A 15,902-nucleotide genomic window follows, 5' to 3' on the forward strand; every position below is an offset into this window, starting at 1 on the left:
ACGTAAGTTGTCATGCTCAGCCCCCTTCTGCGGACCGGGATCCTGCGTGAAGGTTTCGGGCCATTGACATCCTCCCCCTCCTAAAAGAGGGGGATTTCAACCCAGTTGGGTTGAGGTTCACGGACGCTCGAACGGCTCGTGGTCGTTGTCGTCCCTCCGGCACCGGCTGATCGCCGGGGGCGGGGAATCCCGCCCTGCCCTGCCGCGACGTTGGTTGCTGCGTTGGTGTCCGCGTAGCAGGTGAAGCCACACGAGGTGCATCGGAAGTCTGCTTGGCTCTCGCGAGACTTCTTGTCGATCCACCCGCAGGCGCTGCACCGCAGAGAGGTATAGGGGGCGGGTACGTCTTCGACGCGCCCGGGTGCTTTGTGCTCGGTGCGCCGGCGGAGCAGGCCCCAGCCCTGGGCGAGGATCGCCCGGTTCAGCCCGGCCTTCTGCCGCACCTTCTTACCGGGCTCCTCGACAGTTCCCTTCGCCGAGCGGGTCATGTTCTTGATGTTCAGCTTCTCGAACCGCACCAGGTCGTACGACCTGGCCAGCGCGGTCGAGGTCTTCTCGCACCAGTCCTTGCGCCGGTCGGCCTCGCGGGCTTTGAGCTTGGCAATCTTGCCGTAGGCGGCGGTCTTCTTCTCGCTGCCCTTGGGGGCGCGGGCGGCGCGGCGCTGGTGCTTGCGAATCTGTGCCCGCTCGCGGGTGGTGAGCTGAGGGCAGTTCAGGGTGCGGCCGTCGGAGAGGGCCGCGGTGATCTTGACGCCCCGGTCGATGCCGATGACCTCGCCCGTACCGGGAGCCTCGATGGGTTCGGGGATTACCGCGAAGGCAATGTGCCACTGGCCGTTACGGAAGGTGACCCGGAATGTCTTCGCCCGGGGCATCTCCCGGGTGAGGCGGAAGCGGACCCAGCCGCATCCGGGCACCCTGACCTGTGCCCACTTGCGGTTGAGCTTCTGTACGACGACGGAGCGGCCCATCACCTGCCTGCCGGTCTTCGCGTTCAACTTGGGCGTGCCGTCGGTCTCGTACTCGGGTACCCGGTCGGTGCCGATGACCCGAAAGCCCTCGTGCCGGTACTTCGTGCGCCAAGTCGGCTCGCCGAACCCGGACATGAACTTGGCGTTCTTGGCTTTGGCGAAGTCCTTTAGCGCCTGCTGCTGCACGTCGGCATTGCCCGCGCCAAGCCAGTCATTGTCCCGGCGTGCCGCAGTGAGCTGCTTGCACTGCTCGGCGAAACCGGGCGCGGGCTTCCGCCCGCGCTGCCAGTGGGAGTGCTGCTCGACGGCGAGGTTCCACACGTACCGGGCGTGCACGCAGTGCAGGAGCATCTGCTCCGCCTGCTGCGGCGTCGGATACATGCGAAACCTGGACATGGGACCATTTTAGTCCAAGAGTGGTCCCATGAGGCATGTGAACCTGAGACTCCCCGACGATCTGCACGAGCGGGCCCGATCTGCCGCAGCAGCGGACGACCGCTCCTTGAATTCCTGGCTGGTGTCCCTCGTGCGCCGCGCCGTCGAGTCGGGCGGAACGCCGGATCGCGATGATGCCGATCCGGCTACCCCTTCCCCGCTACGGGAGAGTGGGCAATCACCCCGGCCGTAAACGACCGGGCACCTGCCCGAAACAAGGTGGGAGATCCGGGGATGCGGCTGGGCTGCTGGCTGCTCGTGGGCCTGCTCATCTACGCCTTCTACGGCTATCGCTGCACCCGCGGCGTCATGCCCGGCGGCTCGGTCGGCCTCGACGTCCTCAACGAGATGTCCGACTCGGACGAACCGCATGCACGGCCCGAGCAGATACCGGCGCCGTAGCCCTTTGTGCACCCGGCCAGGTCACATCGGCTCGGCCGGGTGCAGAAACGGCTCGTCCATGGGGACCGCTCGCCCCAGCGACAACAGCATTGCCGCCAGCAGCGGGTTGCTGTTCTCGCTGCGGTGCAGGGCCGTCACCGTGCGGTGCGCGGAGCGTTGGGTGAGGCGGGTGGCCTCGATGGTGTCCTTCGGGGCGTGGCCGAGTGCCGGGACCACCGCCACTCCGAGTCCCGCGGACACCAACTCCCGTACGACGTCGTAGTTGTTGCTGCGGAAGGCGACCGCGGCCTCGAACCCGGCCGCCGCACACAGCCGTACGGTCGACCGGGCCCCGGCGGTGCCCTCGCGGCTGGTGATCCAGCGGGCCCGGGACAGCTGGGGGAGCTGTGCGCTCAGGCCGCTGCCACGGGCGCGGAGCAGCACGAGGTCCTCCCTGAGCAGCCGGTGGTGGGTCAGACCGTCGGGCCATGGGTGGGGGCTGAGTCCGTACTCGTACACCAGGGCGATGTCCAGGTCGCCGTCGCCGAGTGCGGCGACCAGTTCCTCGGGCTCGCCCTCCTCCAGCTGGATCTGGGCGCGGGGATGGCTGTCGACGAACGCCGACAGGGCGGACGGTACGAGCCTGACGCCGGCGGTAGGGAAGCTGCCCAGCCGCAGCCGGCCGGTGACACCGGTGGCCAGCTCCTGCACCTGGTGATCGAGGTCGTCCAGGGCGGCGAGCACGCGATCGCCGAGGTCGACCAGGCGGTGGGCGGCGGCCGTCGGGCGGATCCCGTGGGCCTCGCGCTCGAACAGGACGAGGCCGGTCCCCTTCTCCAGGGCGGAGATCTGCTGGGAGATCGCGGACGCGGTGTAGCCGAGATCGCGGGCCGCGATCGCGAACGACCCGCTGTGGACCACGGCCTTCAGCGTGAGCAGGTGCAGGGGCTTCAGCACACGGCCTCCTCAGGGGTGGAGTCAAGCGTAAGCATCCCTTGCCCTGAAGCGTCAATTCTTTCGTTCTGCTGGTCCTTTTGGGCGACCCCGCCCGGCCCACATCGTGGTGAGGACCAGGGCGAACGCGCCTGGTGGGCAAGGAGGAGCGAGCACAGTGACCACGACAGCGCCGGGCCGCGCCGGCCTCGACGCGGCGGCTGTGGCCGCGGCCCTTGCGGGAGGGGACTGCGGCGAGGTCGCCGGTGACGCGGGCCGCCGGGCACAGTACTCGGCCGACGCCTCCAACTACCGTCAGATCCCGCTCGCCGTGGTCTTCCCGCGAGAACGGCGGCACGTCCTCAACGCCCTCGCCGTGTGCCGCCGCCTGGGCGTGCCGGTCACCTCGCGCGGGGCCGGCACCAGCACCTCAGGACAGGCGGTGGGAGCGGGCGTGGTCCTGGACTTCTCCCGCCACTTCAACCGGCTGCTCGCCCTCGATCCACAGGCGGGGACCGCCACGGTGCAGCCGGGCATCGTCCTGGACGATCTGCAGAGCGCGGCCTCCGCCCACGGCCTTCTCTTCGGCGCCGACCCCTCCACCCACAGCCGCTGCACGCTCGGCGGCATGATCGGCAACAACGCCTGCGGATCGCACTCCCTGGCCTGGGGGCGTACGGCCGACAACGTCCTGGAACTCGAAGTGGTCACCTACCGGGGCACGGTGGTCCGGCTCGGCGAGATGACCCAGTCGGAGATCGACGAGGCCATCGCCGCCGACGACGACCGCGGGCAGCTCATCGCCTCCCTGCACCGGCTCGCCCAGAACAACCTGGAGGCGCTGCGCACGAAGCTGGGCCGTTTCCCGCGGCAGGTGTCGGGCTATGCGCTGGAACACCTGCTGCCCGAGCGCCGCTTCAACCTCGCCCGCGCCCTGGTCGGCAGCGAGGGCACCCTCGCCGTCGTCCTCTCGGCGACCGTCCGCCTGATCTCCCCGCCTCCCGCCCGGGCCCTGGTCGTCCTCGGCTTCCAGGACTCAGGCGCCGCTGCCGACGCCGTACCCGCCCTGCTGGAGCACCGGTTGCTGGCGTTGGAGGGGCTCGACCAGGCGCTGACCGACATCGTCACCCGCCCCGAGACCCGCGCGACCATCGACACCCTGCCCACCGCCCGGGCCTGGCTGTTCGCCGAACTCGGCGGTACGGCGGACGAGTTGCCCCTCAGGGCCATGGAACTCGCCGAGATCGCCGGGCAGGCCACCGGCTTCACTGGCAGCGAGATCGTCACCGATCCCGCCCGAGCCCGCAGTCTGTGGCGGATCCGCGAGGACGGAGCGGGCCTGGCAACCCGCATGCCCGACGGCTCGGAAGCCTGGCCCGGCTGGGAGGACGCGGCCGTGCCGCCCGACCAACTCGGCTCCTATCTCCGCCAGTTCACTCAGTTGCTGACCCAGCACGACCTGCGGGGTGCGGTCTACGGCCACTTCGGCGAGGGCTGTCTGCACGTCCGTATCGACTTCGACTTCACCACCGAACACGGCACCGCCGTCTTCCGCGCCTTCGTCACCGACGCCGCCAAGCTCGTCACCGCGCACGGCGGCTCCCTGTCCGGCGAACACGGCGACGGCCAGGCCCGCTCCGAACTGCTGCCGCTGATGTACGGACCCGAAGTCATCGCCCTGTTCGAGGAGTTCAAGGAGATCTGGGACCCCGACAACGGCCTGAACCCCGGCATGATCGTGCGGCCGCTGCCGGTCGACGGCAACCTGCGCGTCAGCGCGCACCGCACCCCACTACCGCTCACCACAGTGTTCTCCTTCGCCTCCGACGACGGCGACTTCGCCAAGGCCACCCGACGCTGCGTCGGCGTCGGCAAGTGCCGTACCGCCGCCCACCGCGGCGACGTCATGTGCCCCAGCTACCGGGTCACCCTCGACGAGAAGGACTCCACCCGGGGCCGCGCCCGCCTGCTGTACGAGATGACCCAGGGCGAGGTGATCACCGACGGCTGGCGGTCGACCGAGGTCCGCGATGCCCTCGACCTGTGCCTGTCCTGCAAGGGGTGCAGCGCGGACTGCCCGGTCGAGGTGGACATGGCGACGTACAAGGCGGAGTTCCTGTACCACCACTACAAGGGCCGCGTGCGGCCTGCCTCGCACTACACGATGGGCTGGCTGCCGCTGCTGTCCCGCGCCGCCGCCCGGATGCCACGCCTGGTCAACGCCCTGACCTCCTCCCGACTGGCCCCACTCCTCAAGCGGCTCGGCGGCATCGACGGCCGGCGCGAGATCCCGCGCTTCGCCGACGAGACCTTCCTCGCCCGGTTCCGTCGCCGCACACCGCGGGGGGACGGCCACCGGGGCCCGGTCATGCTGTGGGTCGACTCCTTCAACAACCACTTCACCCCCGAGGTCCTGGAGGCCGGGGTCGCAGTACTGGAGGACGCCGGTTTCCGGGTCCAGGTCCCCGACGGCACCCAGTGCTGCGGACTGACCTGGATCACCACCGGCCAACTCGGCGTAGCCCGACGCATCGCGCGGCGCACCGTCAACGCCCTTGCCCCGGCCGTCGATTCGGGCACTCCGGTCGTCGGTCTCGAACCCAGCTGCACGGCGGCCCTCAAGACCGACCTGCCCGAACTGCTGGACAGCGACGACCGTGCCCGCGCCCTGGCCGGAGCCACCGTCACACTCGCCGAACTCCTCGTCCGGCACGCGCCCGACTGGCAACCCCCACACCTCGACGCCCACTCGATCAGCCAGACGCACTGCCACCAGCACGCGACCTCGGGCTTCGGCGCCGACAGCGCGCTCCTCCACCGCATGGGCGTGGACAACACCACGCTCGCCTCCGGGTGTTGCGGCCTGGCCGGCAACTTCGGTTTCGAACGCGGCCATTACGACGTTTCCGTCGCCGCGGGCGAACAGGTCCTGCTCCCCGCCGTACGCGAAGCCGCCCCCGGCACGCACGTCCTCGCCGACGGCTTCAGCTGCCGCAGCCAGATCGCCCAGCAGACCGACCGCACCGGCACCCACCTCGCGCAGCTCATCGCCCGCGCCCTGCCTCCCGCTACCGACAAGGAACACACCTGTGACTGACGCGCTTTCCCTCGTCGACGACTGGGGCCCCGAGAAGATCGTCGTCGTCTCTCATCGCCGTACCGGCATGAAGGGCGTCCTGGTCATCGACAACACCGCCCGGGGCATCGGCAAGGGCGGAACCCGTATGAGCCCCACGGTGACCGTCGACGAGGTGGCCCGCCTCGCCCGGGTCATGACGTGGAAGTGGGCGAGCGTCGACCTCTTCTACGGCGGCGCAAAGGCCGGCATCGTCGCCGACCCGGCGTCCCCCGACAAGGAGGCCATCCTGCGTGCCTTCGCCCGCGCCCTGTCCAACGAGGTCCCGCGCGAGTACGTGATGGGGCTCGACATGGGGCTGACCGAGAGCGACGCCGCCATCATCCAGGACGAGTTGGGCGACCGCGGTGCCGCCGTCGGCACCCCCGAGCACCTCGGCGGTGTGGCGTACGACAAGCTCGGCGTCACCGGCTACGGGGTCGCCGAAAGCACCGACGCCGCGGCCCGGCACCTGGGCCTGCCCCTGTCCGGCGCCCGTGTCGCCATCCAGGGCTTCGGCGCCGTCGGCAGCGCGGCCGCCCGGCGATTCGTCGAACTCGGGGCCACCGTCGTGGCGGTCTCCACCGCGCACGGGGCTCTGCACGCCCCCACCGGCCTGGACGTCGACGCCCTCCTGACGGCCCGCGAGGAGCACGGCGACCACTTCGTCACACGCGTGGGGCAGGGCACCGCCCTCCCCTCCGGCGCCGAACTCACCGTGGACTGCGAGGTGTTGGTGCCCGCCGCGCTCCAGGACGTCATCGACTACAGCACCGCGCACGAGATCAAGGCCAAACTGGTCGTCGAAGGTGCCAACCTGCCCACCTCCCCGGAGGCCCAGACCATCCTCGCCCGGCGAGGCATCACCTTGCTCCCCGACTTCGTCGCCAACGCCGGAGGCGTCGTCGCCGCCGCCTTCGCGATGGACGCCCGCTACTCCGGCTTCCGCCCCGACACCACCGCCATCTTCGAGACCATCTCGACCAGGCTGCGCGCCAACACGGTCACCGTCCTCGACGAGGCCGACCGCCGGGACGTCACCCCACACACCGCCGGCCGCGCCCTGGCCGAGCAGCGCGTCTTCGCCGCGATGCGGAGCAAGGGGCGCATACCCCGCGACTGACCACGCCCTGGTGCGCGACACCCGTGGCCGTCAGTGCGGTGAGCGGCCGTTCCAGGTGTCGGTTCGGTATCGGTGCGGCGATCGCGGCAGCCTTTCCCCCGGCTGCGGCGACCTCGATCCAGGACCCGCGGGGCGACCGGCGGACCGGACGACGGTCTCGCCTGCCCTGCGACGAACGTATGGACACCAGAGGAGCCAGCACATGCGAGCAACGTCGGGGACCCAGCCCCAACATGGTCTGCGGAAGCGGGCCCTGCGCCCCGTCCCGATCGCGACAGCCGTTCTGACGATCGCGGCGGGCGGTGTGCTGGTCCCGGTGTTCGCCCAGGGGAGCGAAGCCACGTGCAGCGTGAAGTACAGCGTCGGCAACACATGGCGGGGTGGCTTCCAGGGGAGCGTCACGGTCACCAACAAGGGGAAGCCCGCCAAGAACTGGACCCTGGCCTTCGACTTCCCCTCGGGGCAGAAGATCGTGCGGGGCTCGAACGCCGACTGGTCCCAGAAGGGCTCCAAGGTGACGGTCCGGGGCGCCGGAGCCAACCGCACCCTCGCCACCGGCGACAAGGTCCGCGCCGGGTTCGTGGCCTCCGGCGCCAAGGCCACGCCGTCCCGCTTCAAGTTCAACGGTGCCGTCTGCGACAGCGGCAAGTCCGCCCCGGCCGGCCCGTCCTCGTCGGCCTCGGCGAGCGCTTCCGTCAAGGCCACGGCGAGCGGCTCGCCTTCCGCCTCCCCGACGACCGGCACCCCCACCACGCCCGCCTCCTCGCAAGCCGCGAGTGACGGGACCCTCGCCTCGCGGCTGAGCGTCTCCAAGATCACGCTTCCCTCGTCCCTGTCGTACCTGGAAGCCGGCTACAACCAGCAGGCGGAGTGGACGCGGGTGGACACGCAGGCCGCTCCCGATGGGACCGTGAAGGTCGCGTGGCCGGCCGCCGACGGTATCCACGTCACCCCGCTGACGCCGGCACTGGCGCGTGACGGCGCCGACACCGTGGTCCCGGGCACCAAGGAGGTCGGCGGGCTGGTCGCCCACAACGACGGCTTCGCGCTGCTGACCCGGGTGTCCGACACCAACAAGTGGGACGAGACCGCGGCGGCCCTGGTCCGCTACAAGAACGGCTCCCTCGCCTTCGACAAGAAGCTCACCGGTACCGCGAGCAACGACACCTCGCCGGTTCTGGACAGCCAGTTGAAGTGGAACGGGAGCAAGTACGGCGCCTACTTCGTCGTCCACGGCGCGGGTGGCTGGGCCGACGGCCACTTCGGCGACAAGCTCGCCTACGTCAACGACTCCGGCACCACGCAGGACGGCGGCTGGGACTGGGGCTGCAGCCACAACGAGGGGATCGCCCTGCACCCCGAGTCCTCCGGGGCGTTCACCTCTCTCTGCTTCGACGACTGGCGGTCCGGCCTGCTGGTCAGCACCGGCATCGGCGCCCCCGACGACGCCCCGGTCGTCCAGCGCGAGGAGTGCTGGGCCGGCTACTGCGGCGGTACGTACCCCGGCAGGTCCGGTGACCTGGTCAAGTCCGCCACCGGCCGGTACGCCACCGCATGGGCCTCACGCGGCGCCGCCTCGGCCGTCAAGAACCCCGAGGACAGCAGCGGCCGTGGCTGGAAGGTGACCCCGAAGACGGACACCCACCAGGTGACCGTCGCCTTCCTCAAGGACGGCTCGACGCCCGACGGCGACCCCGTCCAGCTGACCGACGACGCGAAGACCGACCACGTCAACGTCCGTATCGCGCCCTACGGCAAGAACCTCCTGGTCTCCTGGGAGGAGGTCACCGACGCCGTCTGCAAGTCCGGCACCTGCACCGGCAAGTTCGGCGGCACGCACCTGCGGGTCATCGACTACGACGGCAAGACGGTGGCGCCCGACGAGGTGGTGGACGCCCGCATAGCCGGTGACATCGCCGTCCTCCCCGACTCAAGCCTCGCCTGGGCCTTCACGGCGGCCACCCCGGACTACAGCTCCGGGATGAGCGGCTCGTCGCCCACGTCCAGCACCCTCTCGATCGCCCGTCTCAAGAACTGAGGAGGCCGTCCGTCCCCGGGAGACTCCGCGGGAAACAAGAAAGGCAAGGCGCGTCTCCGCTCCTTGCCACTCTTAACTTATAGCTCACCGGGGGGCTTGCGGCAAGGCCCCCACCGTGCCGCAGAATCTCCGGCCTAGGCCGGAATCTGCGGAAACGGGGAGTCGCGAAGTGCGTGTTTTGTTGTCGACGTATGGGTCGCGCGGGGATGTCCAGCCGATGGCGGGACTCGCGGTGCGGTTGAGGGCCCTCGGTGCGGAGGTGCGGGTGTGTGCGCCGTCGGACGAGGAGTTCGCGAAGCTGCTGGCCCGTGTCGGTGTGGAGCTGGTGCCGGCCGCCGAGCCGGTGCGCACGCTGGTGACGGGGGCGGCGCCGACGGCGGAGGGTCTGCCCCAGCGTGCGGCCGCGATGGTCGCCGCGCAGTACGAGGCGGTCGCCGCGGCGGCCGAGGGCTGTGACGCGGTGGTGGCGACCGGCCTGGTCCCGGCCGTGGCCGGGGCGCGGTCGGTCGCCGAGGAGCTGGGTGTCCACTTCGTGTACGTGACCTACTTCCCGACCATGCTGCCGTCGCCGCACCACGCGCCGCACCCGCTGCCGCTCCATCCGCTCCCACCGGGCACGACCGACAACCGGGAGCTGTGGGAGCTGAACGCCCACAGCTTCAACGCCCTGTACGGCCCGGGGATCAACGCCCACCGGATGCGGATCGGACAGCCGACGGTGGACGACATCCGCGGCCACGTCTTCACCGACCGGCCTTGGCTGGCGGCGGACCCGGTCCTGGGGCCGTGGCAGGAGCCGGCGGACCTCGACGTCGTACAGACCGGCGCGTGGATCCTGCCGGACGAGCGTCCGCTCGCGGACGAGCTGGTGGCGTTCCTGGAGGCCGGTGAACCGCCGGTGTACGTGGGCTTCGGCAGCATGCCCATGCACGGGTCGACGGACGTCGCCCAGGTGGCCGTCGACGCGGTGCGCGCGCAGGGTCGCCGCGTGGTCGTCGGGCGCGGCTGGGCCGACCTGGGCCTCACCGACGACCAGGACGACTGCTTCGTCGTCGGCGAGGTCAACCAGCAGGCACTGTTCGGCCGGGTGGCCGCCGTCGTGCACCACGGCGGCGCGGGCACGACGACGACGGCTGCCGGGGCGGGGGCGCCTCAGGTGGTCGTACCCCAGCTCGTGGACCAGCCATACTGGGCGGACCGAGTGGCTGAGCTGGGCATCGGCGTGGCACACGACGGTCCGACTCCGACCTTCGAGTCCCTGTCGACCGCGCTCAAGGTGGCCCTGACCCCCGAGACCAGCGCCCGAGCGAGGGCCGTGGCCGCCACGATCCGCACCGACGGGGCGACGGTGGCCGCCCAGCTGCTGCTCGACGAGCTCAGCCGGTAAAGGCCGCCAGTGCCCGCGTGAACTCGCGCGGAACCGGCGGGCCGGAACCCGGAACACCGCCAGTCCGAACGCCCTAGCCGCAGGAAATGGTCGCAAACGACCTCATATCGGAGCTGATGCATTGAATCCCTTGACCACCAGCGCGTTCGACCTTCCCGACCGCCTCTCCGCCAAGGCCGACCCGACGCTGATCGCCGGCGACGAGCAGCACTTCGCGGCCATCGCGGAGTGCCTCGAGCAGACGATCGCCGAGGTGTCCGACCACCTCGACGCCGAGCGCAGGGCGCCCGGCGGCATGGGCAGGCAGGCGATGGACCGGGACACGGAGATCCACCGGCTGACCGGCCGCCTGCGCGCACTGCGTCGCTTCGGCCTGGACCTGTGCCTCGGACACATGGTCGGCACGGACAGCCCCGAGCCCGTGTACGTGGGGCGGCTCGGCCTGACGGACAGCACGGGTCGTCGGCTGCTGATCGACTGGCGCTCCCCGGCGGCCGAGCCGTTCTTCGGAGCCACCCACGGCAACCCGATGGGTCTGGCGAGCCGCCGCAGGTATCGCTGGACCCGCGGCCGGATCGGCGACTACTGGGACGAGGTGTTCACCTCGGACGGGTTCGCCGGGCACGCCGCGCTCGACGACCAGTCCGCCTTCATCGCCAGCCTGGGCAGCAACAGGTCGGAACGGATGCGGGACGTCCTCGGCACCATCCAGGCCGACCAGGACGCGATCATCCGCGCGGGATCCCGCGGCGCCCTCGTCGTCGACGGCGGTCCCGGCACGGGCAAGACCGTCGTCGCCCTGCACCGCTCCGCCTACCTCCTCTACTCCGACCCCCGTCTCGGTCACCGCCGGGGCGGCGTCCTGTTCGTCGGTCCGAGCCGGCCCTACCTGGGCTACGTCGCCGACGTCCTCCCCAGCCTCGGCGAGGAGGGCGTGCAGACCTGCATCCTGCGGGACCTCGTCGCCGAAGGAGCCGCGGCGGCGGTCGAGGCCGACCCGGAGGTGGCGCGTCTGAAGTCGTCCGCGGACCTGGTGAACGCGATAGAGAAGGCCGTCAGGTTCTACGAGGAGCCGCCCGCCAAGGGGATGACGGTCACGACCCACTGGTCCGACATCGAGCTGACCGCCGGCGACTGGGCCGTGGCGTTCGGGGCGGCGGAACCCGGCACCCCGCACAACGAGGCGCGCGAGCAGGTCCTGGAGGAACTGCTCACGATTCTGGTCGACAAGCACGAGGGCGATCAGGACGGCGAGGAGGTCTCGCCCCAGCTGCTCCGCAAGTCGCTGCGGCAGAACCGGGAGCTGATCACGACCTTCAACCGGGCGTGGCCGCTGCTCGAAGCAGCCGACGTCGTCTCAGACCTGTGGTCGGTGCCCGCCTATCTGCGGATGTGCGCTCCCTGGCTCGGCCGCGACGACGTGCAGCGGCTGCAGCGCGCGGAACCCCAGGCCTGGACGGTGTCCGACCTGCCGTTCCTGGACGCGGCACGGCAGCGGATCGGCGACCCCGAGGCGGCTCGGCGCAAGCGTCGGAACACGGCCATCCTCGCCACCCAGCGCGAGCGCATGGCGCAGGTCGTCGACAACCTGGTCGAGGCCACCGCCAACTCCGGCGCCGACGGTGACGACGGCGAAGGCCTCGTGACGATGCTGCGCGGTGAGGACGCCCAGGTCAGCCTGGTCAACGAGTCCGAACTGGCCACCCTCGAACCGGACGTCCTCGCCGGCCCGTTCGCGCACATCGTCGTGGACGAGGCCCAGGAACTGACCGACGCGGAGTGGCAGATGCTGCTGCTGCGGTGCCCGTCCCGGAGCTTCACCATCGTCGGGGACCGCGCCCAGGCCAGGCACGGGTTCACCGAGTCGTGGCAGGAACGGCTCGAACGGATCGGGTTCGACCGGATCAACCTGTCCTCCCTCAGCGTCAACTACCGGACGCCGGAAGAGATCATGGCGGAGGCCGAGCCGGTCATCCGGGCCGTGCTCCCGGACGCCAACGTGCCGACCTCCATCCGCAGGGGTGACGTCCCCGTCGTCCACGGCTCCGTTTCGGAACTGAGCTCGATCCTCGACACCTGGCTCGCCGCACATGCCGAGGGGGTCGCCTGTGTCATCGGCACCGGTGACATCGGGGAGGGGACGTTCAGGGCGACGCCCCGCGTCCGCTTGCTGACCCCGGAGCTGTCGAAGGGGCTCGAGTTCGACCTGGTCGTGCTCGTCGACCCGGAGGAGTTCGGCGAGGGCATCGAAGGGGCGGTCGACCGGTATGTCGCGATGACCCGGGCGACCCGGCAACTCGTCGTCCTCACGAGCTCCTGAAGGGGGTCACCGGCATCCCGTGATGCCGTCGACGACATGGCGCAGGAAACCGGCCGCCGTGCCGCCGTCACAGACGCGGTGGTCGAAGGTCAGTGAGACGTGGACGACCTTGCGTACCTCGATGCGGCCGTCCCGCACCCAGGGGCGGTCGATGACGCGGCCCACGCCGAGCATCGCCGCCTGCGGGTGGTTGAGGATCGGCGTGGCGCCGTCGACGTCGAAGACGCCGTAGTTGTTGAGGGTGAAGGTCCCGCCGGTGTGGTGCTCCGTCGGGAGGGCTCCGCTGCGGGCGAGTGCGGTGAGCCGGCGCAGTTCGGCCGCGAGGTCGTGGAGGGCGAGGCCGTCGGCGTTCCGTACGACGGGTACGACGAGGCCATGGTCGGTCTGCGCGGCGAAGCCGAGGTGCACCTGGGGCAGCCGGACGATCTCCTGGCGGTCGCCGTCGACGCGTGCATTGAGCTGCGGGTATGCGGCGAGCGCAGCGAGGCACGCCCGGGCGAGCAGCGGCGTCGGACCCGTTCCGTGGGTGGTACGGGCGGCGAGCAGGGCAGTGGCGTCGGCGTCCGCCCAGATCGTCACGGCGGGTGTGTCGCGGTGGCCGCGGACGAACTTCTCGGCGGCGGGGCCCAGGGGAGTGCGAGTGGCGGGTGGCACTTCGCGGGCCGGGCCGGTGTCATCGGCAGCGGAACCCGCGCCGGCCACAGCCACGCCCCGCCCCGACGGCCGACGCCCCGGCCCTCCGGACGTCCCGTACCCGGTCAGGACGGCGCCCGAGCCGGAGTCCGCCGTGCCCTCCGCCACGGTGAACAGCGGCGCCCCCACCCGGACGACTTCACCGGCCCGGCAGTGCAGGGCCGTGACGGTCCCGGCGAACGGGCTCGGCAGCGTGACCACGGACTTGGCCGTCTCGACCTCGGCGACGACCTGGTCGTGCGTGACGGGGTCGCCCACGGCGACCTGCCACTCCAGCAGCTCGGCCTCGGCCAGCCCTTCTCCCAGATCGGGCAGGTGGAACGTACGGCCGGGCGCGGTGGTCCCGGTGCGGGACGGCGCGTCCCGCCGTGTCCGCCGTACGTCGTCGGCGGGCAGCAGTCGGCGCAGACCGTCCAACACCCGCTCGGCACCCGGGAGATGGGCGTGCTCAAGGAGCGGCGGCGGATAAGGAACGTCGAAGCCCGTGACCCGCAGCACCGGTGCGCGCAGCGCGTCGAAGCACCGCTCCTGCACGCGGGCCGCGATCTCGGCGCCGACCCCGGCGAAGCCCTGGGCCTCGTGCACCACCAGGCATCGCCCGGTCCGCCGCACGGACGCGGTCAGCGTGCGGTCGTCGAGCGGGACGAGGGTGCGCAGGTCCAGCACCTCCACGTCCAGCCCCTCGGCCGCGGCCCGGTCGGCCGCTTCCAGCGCTACGGCGACCGAGGGGCCGTAGGCCACCAGCGTGGCGTCGCTCCCGGTGCGGCGGATCGCCGCGGTGCCGAACGGCTCGGTGCGGACCGGGAGTTCGAGTGGCTCCTTGGTCCAGTAGTGGCGCTTGGGCTCCAGGAAGACCACCGGGTCCGGGTCGTCGATCGCCTCGCGCAGCAGGGAGTAGGCGTCCGCCGCCGTCGCCGGGGTCACGACCTTCAGGCCCGCGGTGTGCGCGTAGTACGCCTCGCTGGAGTCGCTGTGGTGCTCGACGCCGCCGATGCCGCCGCCGTACGGGATCCGGACGACCAGCGGCAGGGGCAGGGCGCCGCGGGTGCGGTTGCGCATCTTGGCCATGTGGGAGGCGATCTGCTCGAACGCCGGGTAGGCGAACGCGTCGAACTGCATCTCCACCACCGGCCGCCACCCGGTCATCGCCATACCGACCGCGAGCCCCGCGATACCGGCCTCGCTGACCGGTGTGTCGAAACATCGCCGGTCGCCGAAGGCCTCGGTCAGCCCGTCGGTGACCCGGAAGACGCCGCCGAGGCGGCCGACGTCCTCGCCGAAGACGACGACGCGTTCGTCCGCGCCCAGCGCGTCCCGCAGGGCTGTGTTGAGCGCCTGGGCCATGGCCGTGTCGACTGCGGTCATCTCAGCGTCCCTCCAACTCGGTGTGCAGTTGGGCCTGTTGGTCCGTCAGTTGTGGGGTGGGTGAGGCGAAGACATGGTCGAAGAGCGCCGCCGGATCCAACTCCGGGTCCAGTGAGAGCCGTTCGCGGACGTCGGCGGCGTATGCCTCCGCCTCGGCCGCGGTCGTCTTCACGTCCTCGTCCGTCAGCAGGCCGCGCCCGCGCAGTGCGGACTCCAACCGGGCGATCGGGTCGCGGCCCCGCCAGTGGTCGGCCTCGGCGGCGGCGCGGTACCGGGACGGGTCGTCGGCGCTGGTGTGCGGGCCCATCCGGTAGGTGTGGGCCTCGACCAGCCACGGTCCGCCGCCCGCCCTGGCATCCTCAACAGCCGTTGTCAGTACGGCGAGTACGGCCGCGGCGTCGTTGCCGTCCACCTGCTCCGAGCGGACGCCGTAGCCGACTCCCTTGTACGCCAGGCTCGGTGCCGCGCACTGCTCGGACAGCGGGACCGAGATGGCGTACCCGTTGTTCTGCACCAGGAACACCACCGGAGCCTTCAACACGCCCGCCAGATTGAGGGCTTCGTGGAAGTCGCCCTCGCTGGTGGCGCCGTCGCCCACGAGCGCGAGGGCGACGGTGTCCGCGCCCCCCAGCCGCTCCCCGTGGGCCAGGCCGACGGCGTGGGCGGCGTGGGTGGCCAGCGGGGTGCACTGCGGTGCCGTGCGGTGCCGCCCCGGGTCGTAGCCGCAGTGGCCGTCGCCGCGCAGCAGCGTCAGCGCCTCGACGGGGTCGATGCCGCGGCTGACCAGCGCGACGCAGTCGCGGTAGGTGGGGAACAGCCAGTCCGTGTCGCGCAGGGCGAGCGAGGCGCCCACCTGGCAGGCCTCCTGGCCGAGGCTGGAGGGGTGGACCGCGAGCCTGCCCTGCCGGGCGAGCGCCGTCGCCTGCTCGTCGAAGCGGCGCCCGACGACCATCTTCCGATATGCCGTCAGCAGCGACTCGGGTGGTGGCTCGGGGTACTTCCGACCCTCCGTCGCGTCGAATTCCGCTGTATTGCCATTCGTTGACAGAAGGGAAACCGGAACATGGGACGGGAGCCAGGTCGATGCGTCTACCCATTTCTCCGTCGTCTTATGCGTCGGCGTATCAACCATGTTTTCGCC

The 15,902-nt window shown here is 71.1% G+C and carries 11 protein-coding genes; 7 read left to right on the forward strand and 4 right to left on the reverse strand.

The window, feature by feature from the left end:
* Nucleotides 1-80: 80 nt before the first annotated feature.
* Nucleotides 81-1,367, reverse strand: coding sequence for an RNA-guided endonuclease InsQ/TnpB family protein (locus IG08_RS0120605; protein WP_030604357.1), 1,287 nt, complete (start codon nt 1,365-1,367; stop codon nt 81-83).
* 28 nt (nt 1,368-1,395) lie between these two features.
* On the opposite strand from IG08_RS0120605, the gene IG08_RS57265 reads away from it, so the two are divergent.
* Both IG08_RS57265 and IG08_RS59155 read left to right on the forward strand, forming a co-directional pair.
* Nucleotides 1,396-1,599 carry a toxin-antitoxin system HicB family antitoxin gene (locus tag IG08_RS57265; protein ID WP_078655672.1) on the forward strand — a complete coding sequence of 68 codons (204 nt, stop codon included), beginning with the start codon at nt 1,396-1,398 and terminating at the stop codon, nt 1,597-1,599.
* A 41-nt stretch (nt 1,600-1,640) separates the two neighbouring features.
* Nucleotides 1,641-1,808, forward strand: a complete 168-nt coding sequence (locus tag IG08_RS59155; protein ID WP_234342922.1) for a hypothetical protein — start codon at nt 1,641-1,643, stop codon at nt 1,806-1,808.
* A gap of 21 nt (nt 1,809-1,829) precedes the next feature.
* Here IG08_RS59155 and IG08_RS0120615 read toward each other — a convergent pair whose 3' ends face one another.
* On the reverse strand, nt 1,830-2,744 hold the full coding sequence (locus IG08_RS0120615) for a LysR family transcriptional regulator (protein WP_030604359.1): 915 nt from the start codon (nt 2,742-2,744) through the stop codon (nt 1,830-1,832).
* A 154-nt stretch (nt 2,745-2,898) separates the two neighbouring features.
* On the opposite strand from IG08_RS0120615, the gene IG08_RS0120620 reads away from it, so the two are divergent.
* From IG08_RS0120620 to helR, 5 genes are all read left to right on the forward strand, one after another.
* A complete protein-coding gene (locus IG08_RS0120620; protein ID WP_030604361.1) occupies nt 2,899-5,817 on the forward strand; it encodes an FAD-binding and (Fe-S)-binding domain-containing protein in 2,919 nt (972 codons plus the stop codon).
* Nucleotides 5,810-6,958, forward strand: coding sequence for a Glu/Leu/Phe/Val family dehydrogenase (locus IG08_RS0120625; protein ID WP_030604363.1), 1,149 nt, complete (start codon nt 5,810-5,812; stop codon nt 6,956-6,958). Before IG08_RS0120620 ends, IG08_RS0120625 begins: the two co-directional genes overlap by 8 nt.
* Before the next feature lie 202 nt (nt 6,959-7,160).
* Nucleotides 7,161-8,996 carry a cellulose binding domain-containing protein gene (locus tag IG08_RS0120630; RefSeq protein WP_078655673.1) on the forward strand — a complete coding sequence of 612 codons (1,836 nt, stop codon included), beginning with the start codon at nt 7,161-7,163 and terminating at the stop codon, nt 8,994-8,996.
* 217 nt (nt 8,997-9,213) lie between these two features.
* Nucleotides 9,214-10,383, forward strand: a complete 1,170-nt coding sequence (locus IG08_RS0120635; RefSeq protein WP_234342923.1) for a glycosyltransferase — start codon at nt 9,214-9,216, stop codon at nt 10,381-10,383.
* A 121-nt stretch (nt 10,384-10,504) separates the two neighbouring features.
* Nucleotides 10,505-12,703: an RNA polymerase recycling motor ATPase HelR gene (gene helR, locus IG08_RS0120640; protein ID WP_030604368.1), complete on the forward strand. Its 2,199-nt coding sequence runs from the start codon at nt 10,505-10,507 to the stop codon at nt 12,701-12,703.
* A gap of 6 nt (nt 12,704-12,709) precedes the next feature.
* Here the strand turns inward: helR and IG08_RS0120645 are convergent, their stop codons facing one another.
* On the reverse strand, nt 12,710-14,761 hold the full coding sequence (locus tag IG08_RS0120645) for a 2-oxo acid dehydrogenase subunit E2 (protein ID WP_030604370.1): 2,052 nt from the start codon (nt 14,759-14,761) through the stop codon (nt 12,710-12,712).
* Nucleotide 14,762: 1 nt separating this feature from the next.
* On the reverse strand, nt 14,763-15,893 hold the full coding sequence (locus IG08_RS0120650; RefSeq protein ID WP_030604372.1) for a thiamine pyrophosphate-dependent dehydrogenase E1 component subunit alpha: 1,131 nt from the start codon (nt 15,891-15,893) through the stop codon (nt 14,763-14,765).
* Nucleotides 15,894-15,902: the final 9 nt, after the last annotated feature.

The sequence above is a fragment of the Streptomyces fulvoviolaceus genome (assembly GCF_000718165.1).
Taxonomy (GTDB): domain Bacteria; phylum Actinomycetota; class Actinomycetes; order Streptomycetales; family Streptomycetaceae; genus Streptomyces; species Streptomyces fulvoviolaceus.

What these genes read in the sequence shown, in the direction of transcription:
- IG08_RS0120605 (WP_030604357.1), bottom strand. Translation starts at nt 1,367, where the DNA reads ATGTCCAGGTTTCGCATGTATCCGACGCCGCAGCAGGCGGAGCAGATG.
- IG08_RS57265 (WP_078655672.1), top strand. Translation starts at nt 1,396, where the DNA reads ATGAGGCATGTGAACCTGAGACTCCCCGACGATCTGCACGAGCGGGCC.
- IG08_RS59155 (WP_234342922.1), top strand. Translation starts at nt 1,641, where the DNA reads ATGCGGCTGGGCTGCTGGCTGCTCGTGGGCCTGCTCATCTACGCCTTC.
- IG08_RS0120630 (WP_078655673.1), top strand. Translation starts at nt 7,161, where the DNA reads ATGCGAGCAACGTCGGGGACCCAGCCCCAACATGGTCTGCGGAAGCGG.
- IG08_RS0120635 (WP_234342923.1), top strand. Translation starts at nt 9,214, where the DNA reads ATGGCGGGACTCGCGGTGCGGTTGAGGGCCCTCGGTGCGGAGGTGCGG.
- IG08_RS0120645 (WP_030604370.1), bottom strand. Translation starts at nt 14,761, where the DNA reads ATGACCGCAGTCGACACGGCCATGGCCCAGGCGCTCAACACAGCCCTG.
- IG08_RS0120650 (WP_030604372.1), bottom strand. Translation starts at nt 15,893, where the DNA reads ATGGTTGATACGCCGACGCATAAGACGACGGAGAAATGGGTAGACGCA.